At 67.4% G+C, this 19,759-nt stretch carries 17 protein-coding genes; 7 read left to right on the plus strand and 10 right to left on the minus strand.

The features are described from left to right. Positions 1-72: 72 nt before the first annotated feature. A complete protein-coding gene (locus OJA40_RS05280) occupies positions 73-312 on the minus strand; it encodes a hypothetical protein (RefSeq protein ID WP_208426192.1) in 240 nt (79 codons plus the stop codon). 307 nt (positions 313-619) lie between these two features. On the opposite strand from OJA40_RS05280, the gene OJA40_RS05285 reads away from it, so the two are divergent. Beyond that, positions 620-1,093, plus strand: coding sequence for a hypothetical protein (locus OJA40_RS05285; protein ID WP_208426193.1), 474 nt, complete (start codon positions 620-622; stop codon positions 1,091-1,093). A 64-nt stretch (positions 1,094-1,157) separates the two neighbouring features. Here the strand turns inward: OJA40_RS05285 and OJA40_RS05290 are convergent, their stop codons facing one another. Beyond that, a complete protein-coding gene (locus OJA40_RS05290; RefSeq protein WP_208426194.1) occupies positions 1,158-2,204 on the minus strand; it encodes an NHL repeat-containing protein in 1,047 nt (348 codons plus the stop codon). 340 nt (positions 2,205-2,544) lie between these two features. Between OJA40_RS05290 and OJA40_RS05295 the strand changes: the two genes are divergently transcribed. The 3 genes from OJA40_RS05295 (at position 2,545) to OJA40_RS05305 (ending at position 7,191) form a co-directional block, all read left to right on the plus strand. Then, positions 2,545-5,016: a TonB-dependent receptor domain-containing protein gene (locus tag OJA40_RS05295; protein WP_263808604.1), complete on the plus strand. Its 2,472-nt coding sequence runs from the start codon at positions 2,545-2,547 to the stop codon at positions 5,014-5,016. 156 nt (positions 5,017-5,172) lie between these two features. Then, positions 5,173-6,333, plus strand: a complete 1,161-nt coding sequence (locus OJA40_RS05300) for a sensor histidine kinase (RefSeq protein WP_208426195.1) — start codon at positions 5,173-5,175, stop codon at positions 6,331-6,333. Between the two features lie 21 nt (positions 6,334-6,354). Next, the gene (locus OJA40_RS05305) at positions 6,355-7,191 is read left to right on the plus strand and encodes a LytR/AlgR family response regulator transcription factor (RefSeq protein ID WP_208426196.1); all 837 of its coding nucleotides are present in this window, start codon (positions 6,355-6,357) and stop codon (positions 7,189-7,191) included. Between the two features lie 175 nt (positions 7,192-7,366). Here the strand turns inward: OJA40_RS05305 and OJA40_RS05310 are convergent, their stop codons facing one another. The 3 genes from OJA40_RS05310 to OJA40_RS05320 all read right to left on the minus strand — a co-directional run bounded on the left by OJA40_RS05310 (position 7,367) and on the right by OJA40_RS05320 (position 11,210). Then, positions 7,367-8,416, minus strand: coding sequence for an LLM class flavin-dependent oxidoreductase (locus OJA40_RS05310; protein ID WP_272506864.1), 1,050 nt, complete (start codon positions 8,414-8,416; stop codon positions 7,367-7,369). Positions 8,417-8,493: 77 nt separating this feature from the next. Then, on the minus strand, positions 8,494-9,441 hold the full coding sequence (locus OJA40_RS05315) for an ATP-grasp domain-containing protein (RefSeq protein ID WP_208426198.1): 948 nt from the start codon (positions 9,439-9,441) through the stop codon (positions 8,494-8,496). 287 nt (positions 9,442-9,728) lie between these two features. After that, positions 9,729-11,210, minus strand: a complete 1,482-nt coding sequence (locus tag OJA40_RS05320) for a cryptochrome/deoxyribodipyrimidine photo-lyase family protein (protein ID WP_263810080.1) — start codon at positions 11,208-11,210, stop codon at positions 9,729-9,731. Between the two features lie 374 nt (positions 11,211-11,584). On the opposite strand from OJA40_RS05320, the gene OJA40_RS05325 reads away from it, so the two are divergent. After that, positions 11,585-12,028, plus strand: a complete 444-nt coding sequence (locus OJA40_RS05325; RefSeq protein WP_208426200.1) for an Hsp20/alpha crystallin family protein — start codon at positions 11,585-11,587, stop codon at positions 12,026-12,028. Positions 12,029-12,203: 175 nt separating this feature from the next. Here OJA40_RS05325 and OJA40_RS05330 read toward each other — a convergent pair whose 3' ends face one another. Further along, positions 12,204-12,857, minus strand: a complete 654-nt coding sequence (locus OJA40_RS05330) for a class I SAM-dependent methyltransferase (RefSeq protein ID WP_208426201.1) — start codon at positions 12,855-12,857, stop codon at positions 12,204-12,206. Positions 12,858-12,880: 23 nt separating this feature from the next. On the opposite strand from OJA40_RS05330, the gene OJA40_RS05335 reads away from it, so the two are divergent. Continuing rightward, a complete protein-coding gene (locus OJA40_RS05335; protein ID WP_208426202.1) occupies positions 12,881-14,173 on the plus strand; it encodes a CaiB/BaiF CoA transferase family protein in 1,293 nt (430 codons plus the stop codon). A 25-nt stretch (positions 14,174-14,198) separates the two neighbouring features. Here OJA40_RS05335 and OJA40_RS05340 read toward each other — a convergent pair whose 3' ends face one another. The 4 genes from OJA40_RS05340 to rho all read right to left on the minus strand — a co-directional run bounded on the left by OJA40_RS05340 (position 14,199) and on the right by rho (position 18,227). Next, the gene (locus tag OJA40_RS05340; protein ID WP_208426203.1) at positions 14,199-15,638 is read right to left on the minus strand and encodes a glycine--tRNA ligase; all 1,440 of its coding nucleotides are present in this window, start codon (positions 15,636-15,638) and stop codon (positions 14,199-14,201) included. Positions 15,639-15,761: 123 nt separating this feature from the next. Beyond that, positions 15,762-16,124: a four helix bundle protein gene (locus OJA40_RS05345; protein ID WP_263808599.1), complete on the minus strand. Its 363-nt coding sequence runs from the start codon at positions 16,122-16,124 to the stop codon at positions 15,762-15,764. Positions 16,125-16,200: 76 nt separating this feature from the next. After that, positions 16,201-16,977: a RadC family protein gene (gene radC, locus OJA40_RS05350; RefSeq protein WP_208426205.1), complete on the minus strand. Its 777-nt coding sequence runs from the start codon at positions 16,975-16,977 to the stop codon at positions 16,201-16,203. Between the two features lie 128 nt (positions 16,978-17,105). Beyond that, entirely contained in the window at positions 17,106-18,227 is a 1,122-nt protein-coding gene (gene rho, locus OJA40_RS05355) for a transcription termination factor Rho (RefSeq protein ID WP_263789851.1), read from the minus strand. A gap of 680 nt (positions 18,228-18,907) precedes the next feature. Between rho and OJA40_RS05360 the strand changes: the two genes are divergently transcribed. Continuing rightward, positions 18,908-19,684 carry an alpha/beta fold hydrolase gene (locus tag OJA40_RS05360; RefSeq protein ID WP_208426207.1) on the plus strand — a complete coding sequence of 259 codons (777 nt, stop codon included), beginning with the start codon at positions 18,908-18,910 and terminating at the stop codon, positions 19,682-19,684. The last annotated feature ends 75 nt before the right edge of the window (positions 19,685-19,759 follow it).

The raw sequence follows: 19,759 nt of genomic DNA on the forward strand, positions 1-19,759 counted from the left end.
TCGGCACCCGCTACCCGGCCCGTCCGGCCCAGACGACACCCCCGCGCACAGAAGAGTCGCGACGGCCTTGTCTCACAGCACGAAGGGCCCCGCGGCCCCGACCTCCGGGTACCACCACGCGACGGGCCGGCCGAGGAGTCCCACGTTGACAGGCACGAGAATGAGGACCCCGACGATGCCGAGCAGCCCGCCCCACTGCACCCTCGTGCACGCGAGCCTGGCAAGGGTGGACCGAAACTCAGGCTCCTCCTCAAGCCGACCGGCCTCGACGGCGATGCGTCGCGCCTGCTTGATCGATTCACGCGGATCCATGGCGGGTTGGGCGATGCGATTCGTTTCTTGCCGTCGATGTGCGGTCCCTCAACGCGCTTCGAGGTGAACGCCCCTCAGGCAGGCCGACCCACGGCAACCTGACGCATCGTGCCTGTCCCATCCATTCCCGGAGCCGCTGCTCGGCGGATGAACCTTCGGACGAGACGCCCTGCCCCGCGGATCCTTTTCGCCGAGACCGACGTGTTTTCCGGTGACCGTCTCTCGCGTCTCGGGCACGATCGACGAGGAGAAGTCGACGTCCTTCACCTCCTATTTTATGCTCGTTTCATTGACCGCATGCTCTCGTATGCACTCGCTCCCCCGCACGATTCTCGCTGCCCTGCTCATCGGACTGTGCGTGGGGGCGCTGCCGGCGCAGGCCCAACGGACCTCCGGCGCCGCTGGGCTCGGGGTACAGGCCGGCGAGCCGTCGGGCGTCACCCTCAAGATCTACAACGCCGACGCCCCGTCCTACGACTTCCTCGCTGCCTGGAGCTTCAATGACTTTGTCTTCCTAAACGCCCACGCCCTCTTCGAGCACCGCCTCTCGGCCCAGAACATCGAGCAGCCGGTCCACTGGTTCGTGGGCCCGGGCGCCTATGTGGGCGTCTACGACGAGGCCGAGTCGGAGGCGGGCCTGGGCGTCAGCGGCCGGGTCGGCCTCGACATTCTCATCGACGAGCGGTTCGAGATCTACATCCAGGCCACCCCCCGCTTCGAACTCGTCCGCGAGACGGAACCCAGTATCGGCGGTGGGCTCGGGCTGCGGTACTACTTCTGATCCCCCGAAGGACACGGGGCCGGAGGGGAGGCGCCCGCCGTGCGGCCTCCGGCCCCGCCTCTGCTTAGCGCGTTCGCCACTTGAGCACCTTTAGGCGGGGCTCCGGCGACCGGATCGCGACGGCGAAGACGTAGCCGTCCTCGGTGCGGCGCGCGTCGAGGTCGAGCGGATAAAAGTTGGGGTTGGTCTCGTCGTTCCGCTCCACGAGGCGACGCTGCAGGCGCCCGCGGCGGTCGTAGGCGTCGATCTGGACCCAGCCGGGGCGCAGGTTGAGCACGAAGAGCATGTCGCCGACCGGCGCCGCGGCGGGGCTCAGGAGCGGGGCCTCCGTGACATCGCCCTGTCCGAAGGCGTACCGACGCTCCAGCATCGGCGAGTCGAAGCCCACCAGCGCGAGGCTGTCGGGCGTCGTCCCGTCCTGGAAGCCATGCGGGAGCAGGTCCACCGCGGGCCGAAAGCCCGAGAGGCTCACCAGCGTGTCGCCCCAGGCCCGGAGAAAGCCGGCGTATCGCCAGTGCGGCCCCCGCAGCGGCGCCCGGCTCGTGGGCTGGGCGTCGGCCCCGAGCCGGGCCACGAACGAGTCTGTGTTCTGCCCGACCACCTTCGCGTACATCGTCGTGTCGGTCGCAAGCATGTATACAAGCGTCTCCGGGGCGGGGCGCTCGTAGGAGACGGACGGCCCATCCCGACGGCCATCGACCACCCGGTCGATTCGGTTCGACTCGGCGTTAAAGACGACCAGCGTATCCCCTCGCGTCCCAATCAGGTACGGCGTGCGAAAGCCCTCGTCCCCCACCTCGCGCACCAGGCGCCCGTCGGCCCCGAACCGAAATATGCTGTTGCGCTCCACGTCGCTCACGGCCAGCCCGCCCCCCTCCACGAACCGAACCGTCCGCGGGTGGACAAGGGGGTGCGCCTCCGTCCCCCCCGTCTGCCAGCGCCGCCGAAGGGTGTCCGTCGGGGTCTCCTCCGCCACCTGGCGGGAGAGCGAGTCGCTCGGGTACAGGGCCTCGTTGGGCTGTGGCTGACAGCTGTACGGCAGGCAGCCGGGCAGCCACATGCCGAGGCAAAGAAACACCACGAGTCTCCGGCCAAGGGCCGATGTGTCCATGAAGGGCTCCGGGGCTGTGTCGGATTGACAAAAACGTGTTCGGAAGGGGGCGGGGGGCCGCGCGTTCCGGTCCCCGTTGAACGGACGTGCCGACGTACGTTTCGCCGATTTCGGCGTCCCATAGAAGGGCCTGGTCCCCTCTGCACGCGCGACGGAGTCTTCTCCGGAGGTGCAACTCGTTCGGGTGTCGTGCAGCTCATCCGCCGGGGCGCCCGCACCGTGCGAGCCGCGGCGCGCAGGTGCACTTCGTAGAACGGGCGGAATCCTCTGGTCCCGGCGCCCCATCGCACACACTGCATCGTTGCCACAAACCGTCCACGGATTTGTCCTGCTGCCCGCCATGCACACGACCCGCCCCAGGTCCTCTTTCGGGCCCCGGCCCGTCGGACTCCTCGGGACCGTACTCCTCGCGCTCCTCCTGGGGGGACTCTCGTCGTCCCCGGTTCTCGCGCAGGACGAACCGGCCGGTGTTCTGACGGGTCGGGTGGTCGACGCGGAGTCGGACGCCCCCTTGCAGGACGCGACCGTCGCGCTCTGGGAGCACACCGGGGGCGACTCGACGCTCGTCCGGGGGACGGTGACGGGGCCGGAGGGGCGGTTCACGATTGAGGCCGTGGCCCTTGGCTCGTACACCCTCCGCATCAGCTTCGTCGGGTACACCACGGAGCGCCGCCCCAACACCCAGCCGGCCCCGTCTCCCGACGAGGCCGACCTCGGCACGATCCGGCTGGGCCGCACGACGACCCAGCAGCAGGAGGTGGAGGTCACCGCCGACCGCCCCGCCGCCCGGATTGAGACAGACCGGAACGTCTACAACACCTCCGAGCGCGCCCTGAGCGCCGGCGGGTCGGCCCGGACGGTGCTCGAAGACCTCCCCTCCATCCGGATCGACATGGACGGGAGCATCAGCTTTCGCGGCAACGAGAGCGTCTCGCTTCAGATCAACGGCGAGCCGGCCTCGCTGCAGGGCCAGAGCCTCGTCGGCTACCTGGAAAGCCTGTCGGCGGACGCCGTGGACCGCGTGGAGGTGATCCCCAATCCCTCGGCCAAGTACGAGCCCGAGGGCATGTCGGGGATCATCAACATCGTGCTCAGCCGCGACCTGGAGGCGAAGTGGAACGGGGGGCTCACGCTCGGGGGCGAGCGGGACGCCAACAACCGGTACGGCGGCAACGGCTCGGCAAACGTGGGCGTCCAGGCCGGCGGCTGGCGCGTCGTGGGCACCTACTCCCACCGGCGCGACGGCGAGGAGGACACCGACACCCGCATTGTGGAGCGGCTCAGTGAGGGCGGGCCCAGCACGTGGGTCGACCAGAACGGCCGGGAAGAGGAGCAGGACCGCTCCCACTCGTTTCGCACCGACGTCGATTACAGCTTCGCCGAGGGCACGTCCCTCGGCCTGGAAACGAGCGTCAGCCTCCGCCGCGGCGACGAGAGCGGGCGCTCGGCGTATCGGGAATACACCGGGGGCGCCCCCACCGCCGAGAACGTGACGGACCGGTACGTCCGCCGTCTGGACAACAGCTCCTCCGAGGAGAGCGTCGACGGGCGCCTCGACTTCAACCACGACTTCACCCAGGACCACAGCCTGAGCGCGCAGGTGCGCTACGACCGCGACCTCGAAAGCGAGGATGGGACGTACAACATCTACGGATTCGAAAACGGAGCCCGTCTCTCCACGCCTCGGGACCAAGAAATTGACGTCGTCACCGAGGACGAACAGGACGGCTCCCTGAAGGTGGACTACGCACGGCCGCTCGGCTCCTTCTCCCTGGAGACCGGCTACAAGGGCACCCTGCGCCGGCTCGACAGCGACCAGACCTACGAGGACCGCACGACGGTCTTCACGTTCGACGAGCTCATCCACGCAGCGTACGGCACAGTGAGCCGAGGGATCGGGGACTTCCAACTGGAGGCCGGGCTCCGTGCCGAGGCCGTGACCACGACCTTTGACCTTTCCAGCGAGGACGAGGTGACGAACAGCTCCTACGTGAGCCTCTACCCCAGCGCCTTTCTCACCTACAAGCCCGGCCCGAAGCGGCAGGCCCGCCTCTCCTACAGCAAGCGCGTGGACCGGCCCGGCCTCTGGGACATTAACCCCATCGAGGACAACGAGAACCCCACCTTTCAGGAGCGGGGCAATCCGGGCCTCGACCCCGAGTACATCCACTCCTTCGAGCTGAGCCTGACCCAGCGGTGGGGCATCGGCTCCGTCTCGGTCACCCCGTACCTCCGACACACCGTCAATGAGATTGAAGAAGTGCGGTTTGAGGAAGACATCAACGGGCGGACGGTCATTGTCCGTCAGGCCCAGAACCTGTCCACCAGCACCTCCTACGGCACGGAGCTGGTGACGACGTTCAACGCCGGCGACCGCCTGGAGGGCACGATCAGCGGGAACTTGTACCGCTCGGTCACCGACGGCTCGAACGTGACCACGGACCTCAGCCAGGACGCACTCCTGTTCTCGGGCCGGGGCAGCGTCCGGGCGAAGCTGCGGGACGGCCTGCAGCTGGAGCTCAGTCAGTTCTACCGGCCGGCCCGCGACATTCCCCCGCAGGGCCGGATCGATCGGTTTGCCAGCACCGAGCTGGCCCTCCAGCAGGAGCTGCTCGGGGGCGACGGCACCCTCACCCTCCGGGTCGACGACCTTCTCAACGACACGAACATGACCATGTGGTACCGGGACCAGGACCTCTATCAGGAGTCAAACATGCAGTGGGGGGCCCGCGAGGTCTCGCTCTCGTTCCAGTACAACTTCGGGTCCGGGTCGAACAACGACCGCGGACGGCGCGATCGGGACTACCGCTGATCCCTCTCCGTCCGTCGCGACACACCGGGCGCGGGAGGGGGAAGGGCAGCTCGTCTGTCCCCCGGTTCTTCGGTCTTCGGGAACAGTGCATGCTGTCCCCCATCAGGCCCCCTCGTATTGCCTCAATGGTTCTTCGCCCACGACTCTCGTCCTCCCATGCGTGACCGGTCGGTCTTCACGTCGCCGAACCGGGTCGAGTGGGGGCTCATGGCCGCGTTCTGGACGACCGTGGCCCTGCTGTCGGTCGGGCAGACCCTCCTCGGGGACGCCGCCAGCGAGGTGCACTGGGGACGCACGGTGGCGGAGCTGGTTGAATATGGCCTCTGGGGCCTCTTCACCCCAATCATCTTTTGGCTCGCGAAGACTCTCCCGGTCGTGGAGCCGACCGATACGGAACGGACGACGTTGACGCGGAATGTGGGCGTACACGCGGCCGTCGCCCTCGCCGCGTCCATCGCGGTCGACCTGACCGAAGACGCCGTCGAGGCGGGGTTGGGGGAGCGCCCCCTCGCGTTCATTCAGTCGGTGAGTCAATTCTGGTTCACCGACGAGCTGCTCTTCTACCTCGTTATCCTGATGGCCGGCTTCGCGCGGAGCTACTACTTTCAGCAAAAGGCGCGACAGGAGGAGGCCGCGCGCCTGGAGGAGCGCGCCGAGGCGCTCGAAGCCCAGCTCACGGAGGCGCGGCTGGAGGCCCTCCGCATGCAACTCAACCCCCACTTTCTGTTTAATACCCTGCACGCGGTGAGCACGCTCGTCGACCGGGACCCGGCCGGCGTACGTCGCATGATTGCGCGCCTCAGTGAACTCCTGCGCCATGTGCTGGACGAGGAGGCCCCTCAGGAAGTCCCCCTCTCCCAGGAGCTTGAGTTCCTCGACGACTACTTCGAGATTCAGTCGATCCGCTTTCAGGGCCGGCTGGACACGGCGGTCGACGTCCCGTCCGACCTGTACGACGCTCAGGTGCCCAACCTCATCCTGCAGCCCATCGTCGAGAATGCCATCAAGCACGGGGCCAGCCAGGTGCGCGGCGTGGGGCGCATCGAGGTGCGCGGCCGCCACGAGGACGACCGGCTCGTGCTGACGGTGACGGACAACGGGCCGGGCCTGTCCGAGTCCCAGGAAGACGGGTTCGGCCTGCGCAACGTCCGGGCCCGGTTGGAGGGGCTCTACGGCGACGACCAGGCCCTCCACATGGAGACGGTGCCGGACGGGGGAACGCGGGCCGTACTCGCACTGCCCCATCACACGAGCGCGTCGCTGTACACCGCCTCGGGGACCTCTTCCCTCACCGCGCCCGAAATGGACCTCGACTGACCGCCCGCCCCCACCCTCGCCATGGCTTCCGAGACGCCCGCCATTCGTGCCCTCATCGTGGACGACGAGCCGCTGGCCCGCGAGCGCCTGCACGAGCTCCTGACAGACGCCCCGGCGGTGACCGTGGCCGGTACGGCCGAGGACGGCTTCGAGGCCGTCGACGCCATCCACGAACAGGCCCCCGACCTCGTCTTCCTCGACGTGCAGATGCCCGGCATGAACGGCATCGACGTGATCGAGGAGATCGGGACGGCCGACATGCCCGTCACCGTGTTTGTGACCGCCTACGACCAGTACGCCATCAAGGCGTTCGACCTCGCCGCGGTGGACTATTTGCTGAAGCCGTTCGACGACGAGCGGTTCGAGGAGGCCCTGCGGCGCGCCCGCGAGCAGATTGCCAACCGGGAGGGCGAGGCCATTTCCGACCGGCTTCTGCGGCTTCTCCAAGAACGCGACCCGTCCCTTCTGGACAAGGAGAGCGCCCGGGACGAGCCGTACCTGGAACGGATCGCCGTGCAGGGCCGCGGCAAGGCCCGCATCGTGCCCGTCGACGCCCTCACCCACATCACCGCCGACGGCTCCTACGCAGAGCTCCACACCGGCGAGGACACCTACGTCATCCGCGAGCGCATGAAGACCCTCGCCGCTCGCCTCGACCCCGACACGTTCGTCCGGGTGCACCGGTCGGCCATCGTGCGGCTCGACGAAATCGAACTCATTTTGCGCGGGGGCGGCGGCAACTACGCCGTGCGCCTCCAAGACGGCACGCGGGTCAGCGTGAGCCGCAGCCGCGTCGACGAGCTGCAGGCCCGCCTCGGCGTCGACGTGCTTCAGCGCGACGATGCGAACGGGGCGTAGCTCGCAGTCCGGCCGAAAGTGTCACCGCGTCGGGACCGCTCCATTTTTCGGGACGGAGGCCCCCGCCAAGCCGTCCAACCGTCAACGGGCACTGTTCGCCGGTTGAAGGCGGGGCAGACTCCTCGCGTCAGGGGCCCTCTCCTCCGGCAAACGACAACGGTTTGACTCGGAAACGCTATCCCTGCACCGGCGCCGACTTCAGTCGCGGAAGGACCTCGCGCCCAATCCGCTGCACCTCCTCCAGCATCGGGCTGCACTGGAGCAGCACGAGGTCGAGCCCCGCGTCGGCGTACGCGTTCAGCTTTTCCACGATCTGGTCCGGCGTGCCCACCAGGTCGGGCCGCAGGCCGCGGTTGGAGACCGAATAGTCCTTGAGGTCCACCTCGGAGTCCAGTTCCGAGTGCTCCACGAAGTCGTCGTAGCTGTCGAAGCCCTCGGCCTCGTAGTCGACCCTGGTGATGCGGTCGAGCTCCTCGCGGGCCTCCTGCTCGCTGTCGCGGCAGATCATGTACGCCGCCATGCCGAACTTCATCTCGTCGGGGTCGTGGCCCTTCTCGGCCCGTCGCTCGCGCAGGTCCTCGATGTCGCCGGCGATCTTGTCGACGGTGCCGCCGTGCATGAGGTAGTGGTCGCAGTGGGTGGCGATCATGTTGCGCCCCTCCTCGGAGCCGCCGCCCGCGTAGACGGGCACGCCGCCGGACTGGACGGGCTTGGGCTGCAGGATCGTGTCCTCGATGGTGTAGAAGTCGCCGTCGAATGAGAAGCGCTCCTGCGACCAGAGGCCCTTCAGGATCTGCACAAACTCGGCGGAGCGGTCGTAGCGGGCGTCGTGGTCGAGCCAGTCGCCGACGTACATCTTCATCTCCTCCTCCCACCAGGCCGAGACGAGGTTGATCTCGAACCGCCCGTCGGAGATGTGGTCGATGTTGGAGGCCATCTTGGCGGTCACGGCCGGCTCGCGGAAGCCGGGGCGGATGGCCGCCATGATGCGAATGTCGTCCGTCACCGGGGCGAGGGCCGAGGCGGTGGTCCAGCACTCCAGGGCTGGGTGCGACGGGCCGTTGATGTCGTTCAGGTTGAGCTCGGCGATGAGCATTGTCGAGAAGCCGGCGTCGTCGGCGGCCTGCGCCACCTTCCGGTTGTACGCAAACGTGGGCGGCATGCCTTCATCGTCCACGTTGCGGAGCCAGCCGCCGAAGACGGGAAGCCAAATTCCGAGATCAATCACGGTTGTGCGTTGGAGGTTGGAGGTTGAGCGTTGAGGGGTTGAGCGTTGAGGGGTTGAGCGTTGGGGAATGGGGCTCAAGACGGGATGTGCTCGCCGGTGGCCGCCGCTTCAAGTTCGCGCTTCAGGAGGTCGGCGACGGCGGCCATGCCGCTCAGGTCATGCTCGTCTTCGACCTCGGGCGAGTAGTTGGTGGTGCCGTTGATGTCGTAGGTCCAGATCTGACCCTCGGTGTCTTCGATAAATTCGATGCCCGCAATGTCGATCTGCTCCCGGTTGAGAAACGCCGTGTAGCGGTCGATGAGGGCGGCGGGCACGTCCTCGCGGAGGGCGAAGAGCGAGTCGTCCCCGTCCACGGCGCAACGGTCCTCGTCGGTGCGGCAGGCGTCGGCCGGGCAGAGCTCGAAGCCGTCGCTGGTGTCCGACGTGATGGCGTACAGGAACTCGCCGTCCACGAACTCGCAGCGCGTGATGAACGGCTCGGCCGCCTCCACAAACTGCTGCAGAAGCGTAATGTGGGCCGGCGGCGCCGGAATGTCGCCGGCGCGCACCGCCTCCTCGAACGCCTCGTGGGTGCGGAAGAGCTGCACCCCGAGCCCCTTCCCGCCCCGATTGTGCTTCGTCACGAACGGGGTCGGCACGTCCTGCGCGGCCGCCAGCAGCGCCTCCGGCCCGCCCGCGACGGCCCGCGTGGCCGGGGTGCGCAGCCCGGCCTGCTCCAGCGCGGCGTGCTGCTGCACCTTGCTAATCTCCAGCTCGAAGGCGTGGGACCCATTGACGACGCGCCGCCCGTGCCGCTCCAGCCACGCGATCAGCTGGCGCGTGTGCTCGACGGCCGGGCCGTGGCCCCGGGTGTGGGAGGACGCGCTCATGCGGTTCAGAAAGACGCCCTCGGGCGGGGCGCTCGTGACGTCGAAGTGGCCGTCGTCCACGAACCACTCGTCGTAGGGCACGCCGGCGTCGTCTAGGGCCGACCGGAGCGGCGGCATCCAGTCCTCGTTCTCGTAGATGATGTAAGCCTTCATGAGATGGGCGGTGACTCGTCGAAAGGAGGGAAACTAAAAAAGCCCCCGGCCGAACCGGTGGGCGGAGGCAGCACTGCCGACCGTTCTCCACGCGGTTCACGCACGAGTGCACGGACAGCGACAACGGCATGTGGGCGAGGGGGTAGTCATCGTGGCGGCCTGACTGTTGAAAAATCACTGTGCAGTATCTATCGGGTCCGTTCGGGTTCCCCCTGTTACATGGACTTCAGCTTCTGGTCCCCAGCGACGTGCCAGTTTCTGGCGGGGCCGTCTCGCCCGAACGAAGCTCAGGCCCGGCTGCCGTGCCGTTCCAGGACCGTGTCGGCCTGCGCTTGGATCTCCGGACGCTGCCGCAGCTCATGGATGGCGTCTTGGGCATGGTGGTACGCGTCGTTGTGGTCCACGACGCGCTCCGGGTAGTCTTTGCCGATCACGCAGCCGGCGGCCTGCTGCTCGATGGGCGACATCTTCCAGGGGGCGTGGACGTACGCGGTCGTGTCGAGGCGCGACAGTTCGGGAACCCAGCGCCGGATGAACGTGCCGTCGGGGTCCTGCTCCTTGCCCTGCTTCACCGGGTTGTAGATGCGCACGCGGTTGATGCCGGTCGTGCCGGACTGCATCTGCACCTGCGGGTAGTGGATGCCCGGCACGTAGTCGGCCATGAGGCCGCCGTAGGTGGGCGCGAAGCGGCGCCAGTCGAGCCAGCAGTCGTAGGCCGCAAACGAGCAGAGCATCGCCCGCATGCGGAAGTTGAGCCAGCCCGTGGCCCGCAGGTGCCGCATGCAGGCGTCAACCATGGGGAACCCCGTGCGGCCGTGGAGCCACGCGTCGTAGAGCGCCGGGTCCCAGTCATCGGCGCGAAGGGCATCGAAGGCGGGGATGTAGCTCTCGTTCTCGATCCGGGGCGCGTCCTCCAGCTTCTGCGTGAAGTGGCTGTGCCAGTGCAGGCGGCTTTCGAAGCTGCTCAGCGCCTTGCGTCGGGCCGCCGCGTCCGGGCCGTTCGCTCCGCGAAGCTCTTCCTGCCGCCGTCGCAGCTCGTACACCACCCGCCGGAGGCTGATCGTGCCGTAGGCCAGGTGCACCGAGATCCGCGAGCACTCCGTCTGTGCGGGACCAGGGCGCGACATGGCCCGGCGGTAGCGGCGCCCTCGTTCGCGAAGGAACGAGTCGAGGGTGCGGTGGGCCTCCGCCTCTCCAATCTGCTGAAGGGCGGCGGTCGACGGCCGGAGCCCCAGGTCGGCGTGGGACGGCATCGGCCCCGGATCGATGTCCTCGACCGGCACCAGCGACTCGGGCGGGTGCACGAGCGGCCGGTCCATGGACGCCTCCCACTGGTCGGCCCACTCGTCCCGGTCGTGCGGCCCGCGCACCACGCCTCGGCTTGGCACCTCCGTACACGGGACCTCGTGGGCGCGGGCCCAGTCACGGACGCGCTGGTCCCGCTCGTGGGTGCGCTGGTTGCCGGTTTCTTCGTGAGCCCAGAGACGAAGGGGGCCGGCGGTCGCCCGCAGCGACTCGAGGACCTCCGGCATTTCGCCGCAGCGCACGACCAGGGGCTGTCCCCGCTTCGCGAGGCGGGCCCGCAGCTCAATGAGCGCCTCCCGAATCAGCGTCCAGTGGCGCGGATGATAGTCCGCCCCCGCCGCGATGGACGGCTCCGCCACGTAGAGGGGCAGCACCGGTCCCCGATCGGCGGCCTCCGCGAGGGGGCGATGGTCGCCCACCCGCAGGTCTCTTTTGTACCAGACGACTTGCGTGCGCGGCGGCATGGGCGGGGCGAAAGCATTGATTTGAGTACAATTGGTGTACTGCTCTCGTCCCCCTCCGATTCCCCAAAACCCTTCCCATTCTGCAAGATCTGTCGGCGGTTGTCCACGAACATCGTGCGGGGCGGGGCCCACCGCTCAGCGCGGCAGACATGCACGTCAAATCTACAGCCCTGCTCTGTCGGGGCGACAGGGCCGCCTGTCGGGGGTTCGGACCGGCCCGGGCGCTCGGTGGGATGGCACGCGCGTTGATTGTGCGGATGAACAGATGTGCTGACGACGCGGGCACGGACGGCGCCCGCTCTTGAGATTTGCTCGTACTGCTACGACCCTGTTCGCTGTACTGTTGAACGAGACGATTGGACGAGGTGAGACCCATGACGCAGATGACGCGCCGAGCGCCCACCCGTACTCTTCGCCCCCTGCAACGCGAGGTGGACGACCCCTTCGACCAGTTCTTCGGCCGCACCGACGGCGGAGCCCAAAGCATCTCTGCCGTTTGGTCGCCGAGCACCGACCTGGTGGAGACGGACGACGCCTTCCGCCTCCACCTGGACGTGCCCGGCATGAGTGCGGACGACATCAGTATTAACCTCCAGAACCGCACGCTGACCGTGAACGGCGAGCGCAGTAGCGAGCGAACGGACGAACGCGAAGACTTCGTCCGCGTGGAGCGTGCCGTTGGCACCTTCCACCGCACGTTCACGCTCCCGGACGCCGTCGACGCCGATCACATCGAGGCGACCTACGACGACGGCGTACTGACGATTCGCGTCCCGAAGACGGAAGAGAGCACGCGCCGTCAGATCGAGATCCAGTAGCCCGGCGTCCGCCCATCCGATCTCCGCGGGCCGGCCGATGAGGTCCGGACCCGCGTCGGGAACGAGTTGTGATCGGGTGCGGCTTCGTGCTCCCGGTCGGACTCCTCCGGCCCGGCCGGGGCGTTTCTTTTTGGAGGGATTGCCTCGGGGCTGCGGAGGGGCATAGGTCCCCGCGTTACCTCGTGTTCTCTCGTGCGATGGTGGCGGTGTAGAGCCCCCAGAGTCCCGCCTTCCGGTGGGCCACGACCTCCAGGTTCGTTCCCGCAAGCATCGGCCGCAGCCGCCGGTTGAAGTCCGAGACCAGGAGCCGCGCCACTGGATTGCCCAGCCGACGCAGCAGCGAGGGCGGCGTCTCCGGCGGCAGAAATTTGTCGTAGATCGAGATGCGTCCCCCCGGGGCCAGTACGCGCGCCGCCTCGGCCAGGACCGCCCCCGGATCCGGAAGCACCGAGAGAAGCAGATGAAGCAGGACGACATCGAACGAGTCGTCCTCGAAGGGGAGCGCGTGGGCGTCTCCGACGTGGGCATCGACCGCTCGTCCAAGCGTCTGTGCCCGTGCCTTCGTGCGGCGCACCATCGCCGGCACCGCATCGAGGGCCGTAACCTGCGTCTCGGGGGGCAGGTGCGCGAGGTCCAGTCCAGTGCCGCACCCCGAAAGCAAGATTCGGGCGTCCGGGGCTGGATCGAGCCACCGGAGGGCCCGTTGCCGCCCGCACGCCATCGGCCACGCGAGGGCATCGTAGACCGGCGCGTAGAGCCGATACCGGGTCCGATTCCACCAGCGTGCCCACGTTCGGGGCGGCGGAGAGGCCGTGGACTCAGTGGTCATATCGCGGGGCGCGTCGTTCCAGCATGGTCGAACCCATCGGGGCATGTTCAATTCAAAGGGGCCCAATTGTTCGGCGGGGCCCACCCTCGTGTTGCCCGACCACACCTCTTCCAAAACGCGCTCCCCCCGTGCTCGATGATCTCGTCGTCCTGGAACTCGCCTCTGTCCTCGCCGGCCCCAGCGTCGGCCAGTTTTTCGCCGAGCTCGGGGCAACGGTGCTCAAGGTCGAAAACCCGCGCACGGACGGCGACGTGACCCGCCGGTGGCGTGCGCCCGAGGGCGACGGCGACGGACGCGGCGACCGGTCGGCCTACTTTTGCTGCTGCAACCACGGGAAGCAGTCGATCGCCCTTGACCTGTCCACGGAGGCGGGGCGGACGCTCCTGCACGAGCTGGCGAAAGACGCCGATGTGGTGCTTGCCAGCTACCGCCCCGGCACGGCCGAGGCGCTGGGGGCCGACTACGAGACGCTGTCGAGCATCAATCCAGAGCTGATCTACGGCCACGTGACCGGCTACGGCCCCGACCGCGAGCGGGCGGGCTACGACGCCGTCATCCAGGCGGAAAGCGGATTCATGCACATGAACGGCCCGGCCGACGGCCCGCCGACGAAATTGCCGGTGGCCCTGATGGACGTGCTGGCCGCCCACCAGCTCAAAGAGGGACTCCTCGTGGCCCTGCTGCGGCGGGAGCAGGGCGGCGACGGGGCGTACGTGCCCGTCTCCCTTCTCCAGTCGGCCGTGAGCGGCCTCGCCAACCAGGCGACCAACTGGCTCGTGGCCGGCCACCGCCCGCAGCGCATGGGCTCGGCCCACCCCAACATTGCCCCGTACGGCACGTCCTTTCCGACGGCCGACGGCCAGTCGATCGTCCTGGCGGTGGGCACCGACCGCCAGTTTGCGGCGCTGTGCGACATTCTCGGGCGCCCGGATCTGGCCGACGACTCGCGATTCGCGACAAACGAGCAGCGCGTGGCCCACCGCGATGCGCTGCATGCCGTGCTGGCGGACCGGATCCAGCGGCTCGACCACGACGCCCTGCTGACGGGCCTCCACGAGTGCGGCGTACCGGTCGGAACCGTGCGCGACATCCCCGCCGCCCTCGAACAGCCCCCGGCGGAGGCGATGGTTCTGAACCGGGGGGATGGGCCGGCCGGAACGCGGCAGGCGGCTTTCCCCCATGCCGACGATGCTGCTCAGTCGCTTCGCCCCCCGCCGCGGTACGCCGAACACACGGCCGCGATCCTGCGCGAACGCCTCGCCTGCTCGCCCGACCGGGTGGATGCACTCGCGCAGGACGACGTGATTGTCCGGTAGCCCCTGCGGGCCGTGCCTCCGCGCCCTACGACGACGCCTCCCAGTTGGCCGTCTGATCGAAGATGTAGGTGGCAAGCTGGTCGATCGCCACGCGGTCCTGCTCCATTGTGTCGCGGTCGCGGACCGTCACCGTCTGGTCGTCGAGCGTGTCGAAGTCGACGGTGATGCAGAAGGGCGTGCCCGCCTCGTCCTGCCGGCGGTAGCGCTTGCCCATCGAGCCGCGGTCGTCGTAGCGGACGTTGAAGTGCTGGTTCAGGTCGGCCTCGATGTCGCGGGCAATGTCCGGCAGGCCCTCCTTGTCCGTGAGCGGGAAGATGCCGGCGCGGACGGGCGCCACCTCGGGGTGGAACTGCAGCACCGAACGCGTATCCCCCTTCACCTCCTCCTCGTAGTACGCGTCACAGAGCACCATGAAGAGCGTCCGGTCGAGGCCCGTGGAGGTCTCTACGACGTACGGCGTGTAGCGCTCCTCCTCCCACGGGTCGTAGTACGACATCTTCTTGCCGGAGTACTCCTCGTGCCGGCTCAGGTCGTAGTCGGTCCGGGAGTGGATGCCCTCCAGCTCCTTCCAGCCGATCGGGAAGTCGTACTGGATGTCGACCGCCGCGTTGGCGTAGTGCGAGAGCTGGTCGTGCTCGTGGAAGCGGAGGTTCGACGGGTCGATGCCGAGGCTCTCGTGCCACGCCATCCGGCGCTCCTTCCACTGCTCGTACCAGTCGAGCTCGGTGCCCGGCTTCACGAAGTACTGCATCTCCATCTGCTCGAACTCCCGCATGCGGAAGACGAACTGCCGGGCCACGATCTCATTGCGGAACGCCTTGCCAATCTGCGCCACGCCGAACGGCACGTGCAGGCGGGCCGGCTCCCGGGCGTTGTGGAAGTTGACGAAGATGCCCTGGGCCGTCTCGGGCCGCAGGAAGACCGTCTGCCCGTCCACCGGTCCCATCTCCGTCTCGAACATGAGGTTGAACTGGCGCACGTCCGTCCAGTCGAACGCACCGGACTCGGGGGCCGGGATCTCCTCGTCCATAACGATGTCGTGGAGCCGGTCGTTCATCTCCTCCCCCGCGTTGAGCGCCTCCACCAGCCGCTCGCGGACCGCCTCGGCGTGCGCCTCTTCGCCCTCCTCCCGGAGGGCCCGGATGTAGTCCTCGATCAGTTCGTCGGCGCGGTAGCGATTCCCGGAGGCCTTGTCGTCAATGAGCGGATCGTTGAACGCCTCCGTGTGGCCCGACGCGTCCCACGTCTTCGGGTGCATCATGATGGAGGCGTCCAGCCCCACGATGTCGTCGTTCTGGTACACCATCGACTGCCACCACTTCTCCTTCACGTTGCGCTTCAGCTCCACCCCCATCGGGCCGTAGTCGTACGTCGCGCTCAGGCCACCGTAGATCTCGGACGACTGGACGATGAAGCCGCGCTGCTTGGAGAGGGAAACGATGGTGTCGAACAGGTCGTCGCTCATGGAATCGGGGAACGGTAATGAATCACAGGAACGCTGGAGGATCAGCGCCGAAAGGTATCAACCGCTTCTGCTGGATGCAACGGGACCGCCTCATTGTTCATTGAGCATTGGTGCGGCGTTCCGCTATCGGCCGCGGATCTTTTCTTTCGCGGTGTGGACGGACTGGGAGAGGATGGCGCAAAGCTGGTCCGTTTCGGCGGTGATGGCGTGGAGGCGCTGGGCGGGGAGCAGGTCGGCTTTCCGGATGAGCCGAAGCCACGTCTTGGTCTCGCGCAGCTCTTTCAGACTGATGCTCAGCTTGTGGGCAAAATCGCGGCGGCTCTCCGCGGCACAGCCTTCCGAGTAGTTTGGCGCCGGCGATGTACCGCTGCGCACGAGTTGACCCGCAATATGCTGGCCCAGCCGTGTGTCCGGTAGTGCATCCGCCACCTTTCCAATCCGTACCGCAAAGTCGATTAGGCGATCCTCCAGTTCTTCCGAGGTCATTTGCTCATTTCTCATTTTTCCATTTGCTCATTTTTTACATGACGCAATGCCGAAATGACGAAATAAAAAATGGCCTCTAGTCAATCACGCCGCGTTCGGCCAGAGATGTGTGCTCGGTGCCGGCGATGATGAGGTGGTCGTGCACCGGAATCCCCATCGTGCCGCCGGCCTCTGCGAGCTGCCGGGTGATCCGGATGTCCTCACGGCTGGGCTCGGGGTTGCCGGAGGGGTGGTTGTGGAGACAGATGACCGCAGCCGCGTCGTCGAGAATCGCCTGCTCGAAGACCCCCCGCGGCTCCACGACACTCGACGAGAGGCCGCCTTCGCTGACGGTATAGTCCCCGATGATGACGTTGGCCGTGTTGAGGTGGACGACCTTGAACACCTCCTTGTCCAGGTCGCGCAGGAGCGGGCCGTAGACATCCGCCACGTCGGCGGGGCAGGTGACCTGCATTCGCTCGTCCTCCTGCCGCTGCGACTCGACGCGACGCCCGGCCTCAAACGCGGCGGCCAGCTTGGTGGCCTTGGCCGGCCCCACGCCCCGCATGCGGGTCAGCTCCTTCGGCTTGCGCTGCGAGACCTCGTGCAGCGAGCCGTACGACTGGAGCAGGGCGCGGCCGAGCTCGACGGCGGAGACGGGTCCGTCGCTGGTGCGGGTGCCAGACCCAAGCAGAAGGGCCAGCACTTCCGCGTCGGAAAGAACGGTAGGCCCGTGCGTCAGCAGCTTCTCGCGCGGCTGGTCGGACTCGTCCCATTCGTGGATCGGGACGCGGTAGAGCAGGGCCGGCTCTTCCGACCCTTCGGGGGACGACGGGGCTTCGTCGGAGGCGTCGAACGCAGAATCGGAGGGCATCGCGGAGCGGGAAAACAGGGAGAAAGGCCACGTGTCCCCCAGACACGTTCTCCCCGATGTCCATAACGCGTTCTGCCCGTGCCGGCGGACCGATCTTGCTTCTTCGGGCCCGCCGGCGCTCGTTCCATCTACTCGGGGACGAGCTCGTTCAGCAGGTGCGCATTGGACGGGCTGTTGCGCAGGTGCCGAAGCAGGGCCTGCATCGCCTCGATTGGGGCCCGCGAGTTGAGCGCCCGAAACAGCTGGTTGTGCTTCTTGCGCCGCACCTCGCCGAGGAGGCGCTCCTCGTTCCGGGTCCCGCTCTCGCGGAGGTTGACGGCCGGGAAGATGCGTTTGTCGGCCATCTCCCGGTCGAGCACGATCTCGGAGTTGCCGGTGCCCTTGAACTCCTCGAAGATGACCTCGTCCATCCGGCTTCCGGTGTCGACCAGCGCGGTAGCGATGATCGTCAGCGAGCCGCCGCCCTCAATGTTGCGCGCCGACCCGAAGATCTGGCGCGGCACCTTGAGCGCCTCCGCGTCCAGGCCGCCGGACAGCGTGCGGCCGCTGCCGTCGACCCACAGGTTGAAGGTCCGCCCGAGACGGGTGAGGGAGTCGAGCAGAACCACGACATCCTTGCCCGTCTCGACGAGCCGCTTGGCGTGCTCCATCGCCAGGGTCGAGACCCGCACGTGGTTGTCCTCACCACGGTCGTTGGAGGAGGCAAACACCTGGGCCTCCGTCGTCCGGCGGAAGTCGGTGACCTCCTCGGGGCGTTCGTCCACCAGCAACGAGACGAGTTCAACCTCCGGGTGGTTTTCCGTGACGCCCGCGGCGATGTCCTTCAGCAAAACCGTCTTTCCGGCCCGGGGCGGCGACACGATCAGGGCGCGCTGCCCCTTGCCGAGGGGGGCAACAAGATCCAGCACCCGCATCGACTCGTCGTCGGTGCCGGTAATCAGGTCCAACTTCTCGTCCGGGTATACACTCGCCCCCTGGTCAAAGTCCTTGAGTTGCGCCCACTCTTCGGGGGGAAGGCCCATCACGGAGTCGATCCAACCCACCTGCATGCCCCCTTTCCGGCCCGGCTTCAGGTCGCCCTCAATGATTACCCCATCGCGGAGATTAAACTTGCCAATGAGCGGTGGCGGCATGAAGGGATCGTCCTCGTCCTTCGGCAGGTCCGGCCGCAGCTCGCGCATGAAGCCGTACTTCTTTTCGCCGATGAGCTCGAGGAGCCTCCGAAATGATTCGTTGTCGTTTTCTGACATAGTCGATTCTTCGATGAGTGATGAAGCCGACAAGCCCCGCTCCAACGGAGCGTGCCTGCCAATACGCAATGCAGAGGCGACAACGTGCCGCCCCTGAACGCCAGGCGTCCCACGGACTCAGTGGCCTTTCCGTCTCAGGGCACACGAGGAGACGGTTCAATCTCAAGAGGCCCATCCCTGCCGCGGGAACCGAGCGCTGGCTCGGCACGCGGGCACGCCCTTCGCAAAAAGACCTGGTGAGAACCCCCAGAAGGGGGGATGCTCGACGTCGTCCTGCTGAATTGCAAGGTTGGAAGTCAGCAGTGGGACCAACACCGAAACGGATGTCCCCTGTCCACGACGGCCTTCCCGCGGCGCCCGTACAGTCGATCGTGCGTCTTCAGCCATGGGGTCGGGAGCGAGTGTCCTTTCGCTCCTCGATGCCCTTCTCAGGCCGACACGACTTGCGCACAGGGACCAGTGCCCGTCAGCACCTGTGAATCGACGTGAGGACGTAGCGCATCTCCACGCTGGTGAGAATCATTCCCGCTGCCTTCGATCTGTGAGGGACCGAACGCGGGAGGAGACTTGGCAGGAAGCCAGAAGACAGAGTGGCATTCAGAAGCCGGAACGCCGCCATATACAGATGGTTTCCCGGAGGACTGCATCGCTGCTCTCTTCATCCGACGTTCGGGGTTTTTGTGACGGATTCCAATTTGAACGTCGAGGTTCGGGGACGCCCCGAGAATCCCCCGGTCCTTCTGCTGCACGGCTGGGGACGGAGCCTACAGGACCTACGCCCCCTCACCCGGGCCCTCACGGACGCCTACTGGACGCACGCCATAGACCTGCCGGGACACGGCGCTTCCCCCCCACCCCCTGAGCCCTGGGGGGTTGCTGAGCACGCACAGTTGCTCCACGACTACGTCCGAACGGAGATTCAGTCGAGCGTCACGGTAGTGGGGCACTCGAACGGCGGACGCATCGCGCTGTACATGGCCGGTACGCCGGCGCACGCGGCCGCCATCGACCGGCTCGCGCTCGTCAGCCCCTCCGGGGTTGCGCCCGAACGGGCATGGGCCTACCACCTGCGGTCGGGGCTGGCCACGGCCCTGAAGGCCCCCGTGCAGGCCCTTCCGTCCCCCCTCCAGGCCCCGGCCGAGGACTGGCTCCGCCATTCGCTCGCCTGGCGCCTGCTCGGCTCCGCCGACTACAACGCCCAGGACGGCGTCATGCGCGAGACGTTCGTCAAGACCGTGAACGACCACCTCGACGAGGAACTGGTGCGCATTCAGGTCCCGACCCTCCTGTTCTGGGGCACCGAGGACGAGGCGGTTTCACGGCGGCAGATGGAGGTGATGACCTCGAAGATCGATGACTGCGGGCTCGTGGAGCTCGACGGCGCCGGCCACTTCGGGCACCTCGACCGGCCGGACACGGTCCAGGCCGGGCTCCGTCATTTCCTGGAGAACTCGTAGGCCCGCGGCCGGCGCGCCTTGCACGGACGCGGCACGCGCTTGATGTTGATGTTGAGAAGCCCCATCGGGCCCCGA

This window comes from Salinibacter pepae (genome assembly GCF_947077775.1).
GTDB classification, from domain to species: domain Bacteria; phylum Bacteroidota; class Rhodothermia; order Rhodothermales; family Salinibacteraceae; genus Salinibacter; species Salinibacter pepae.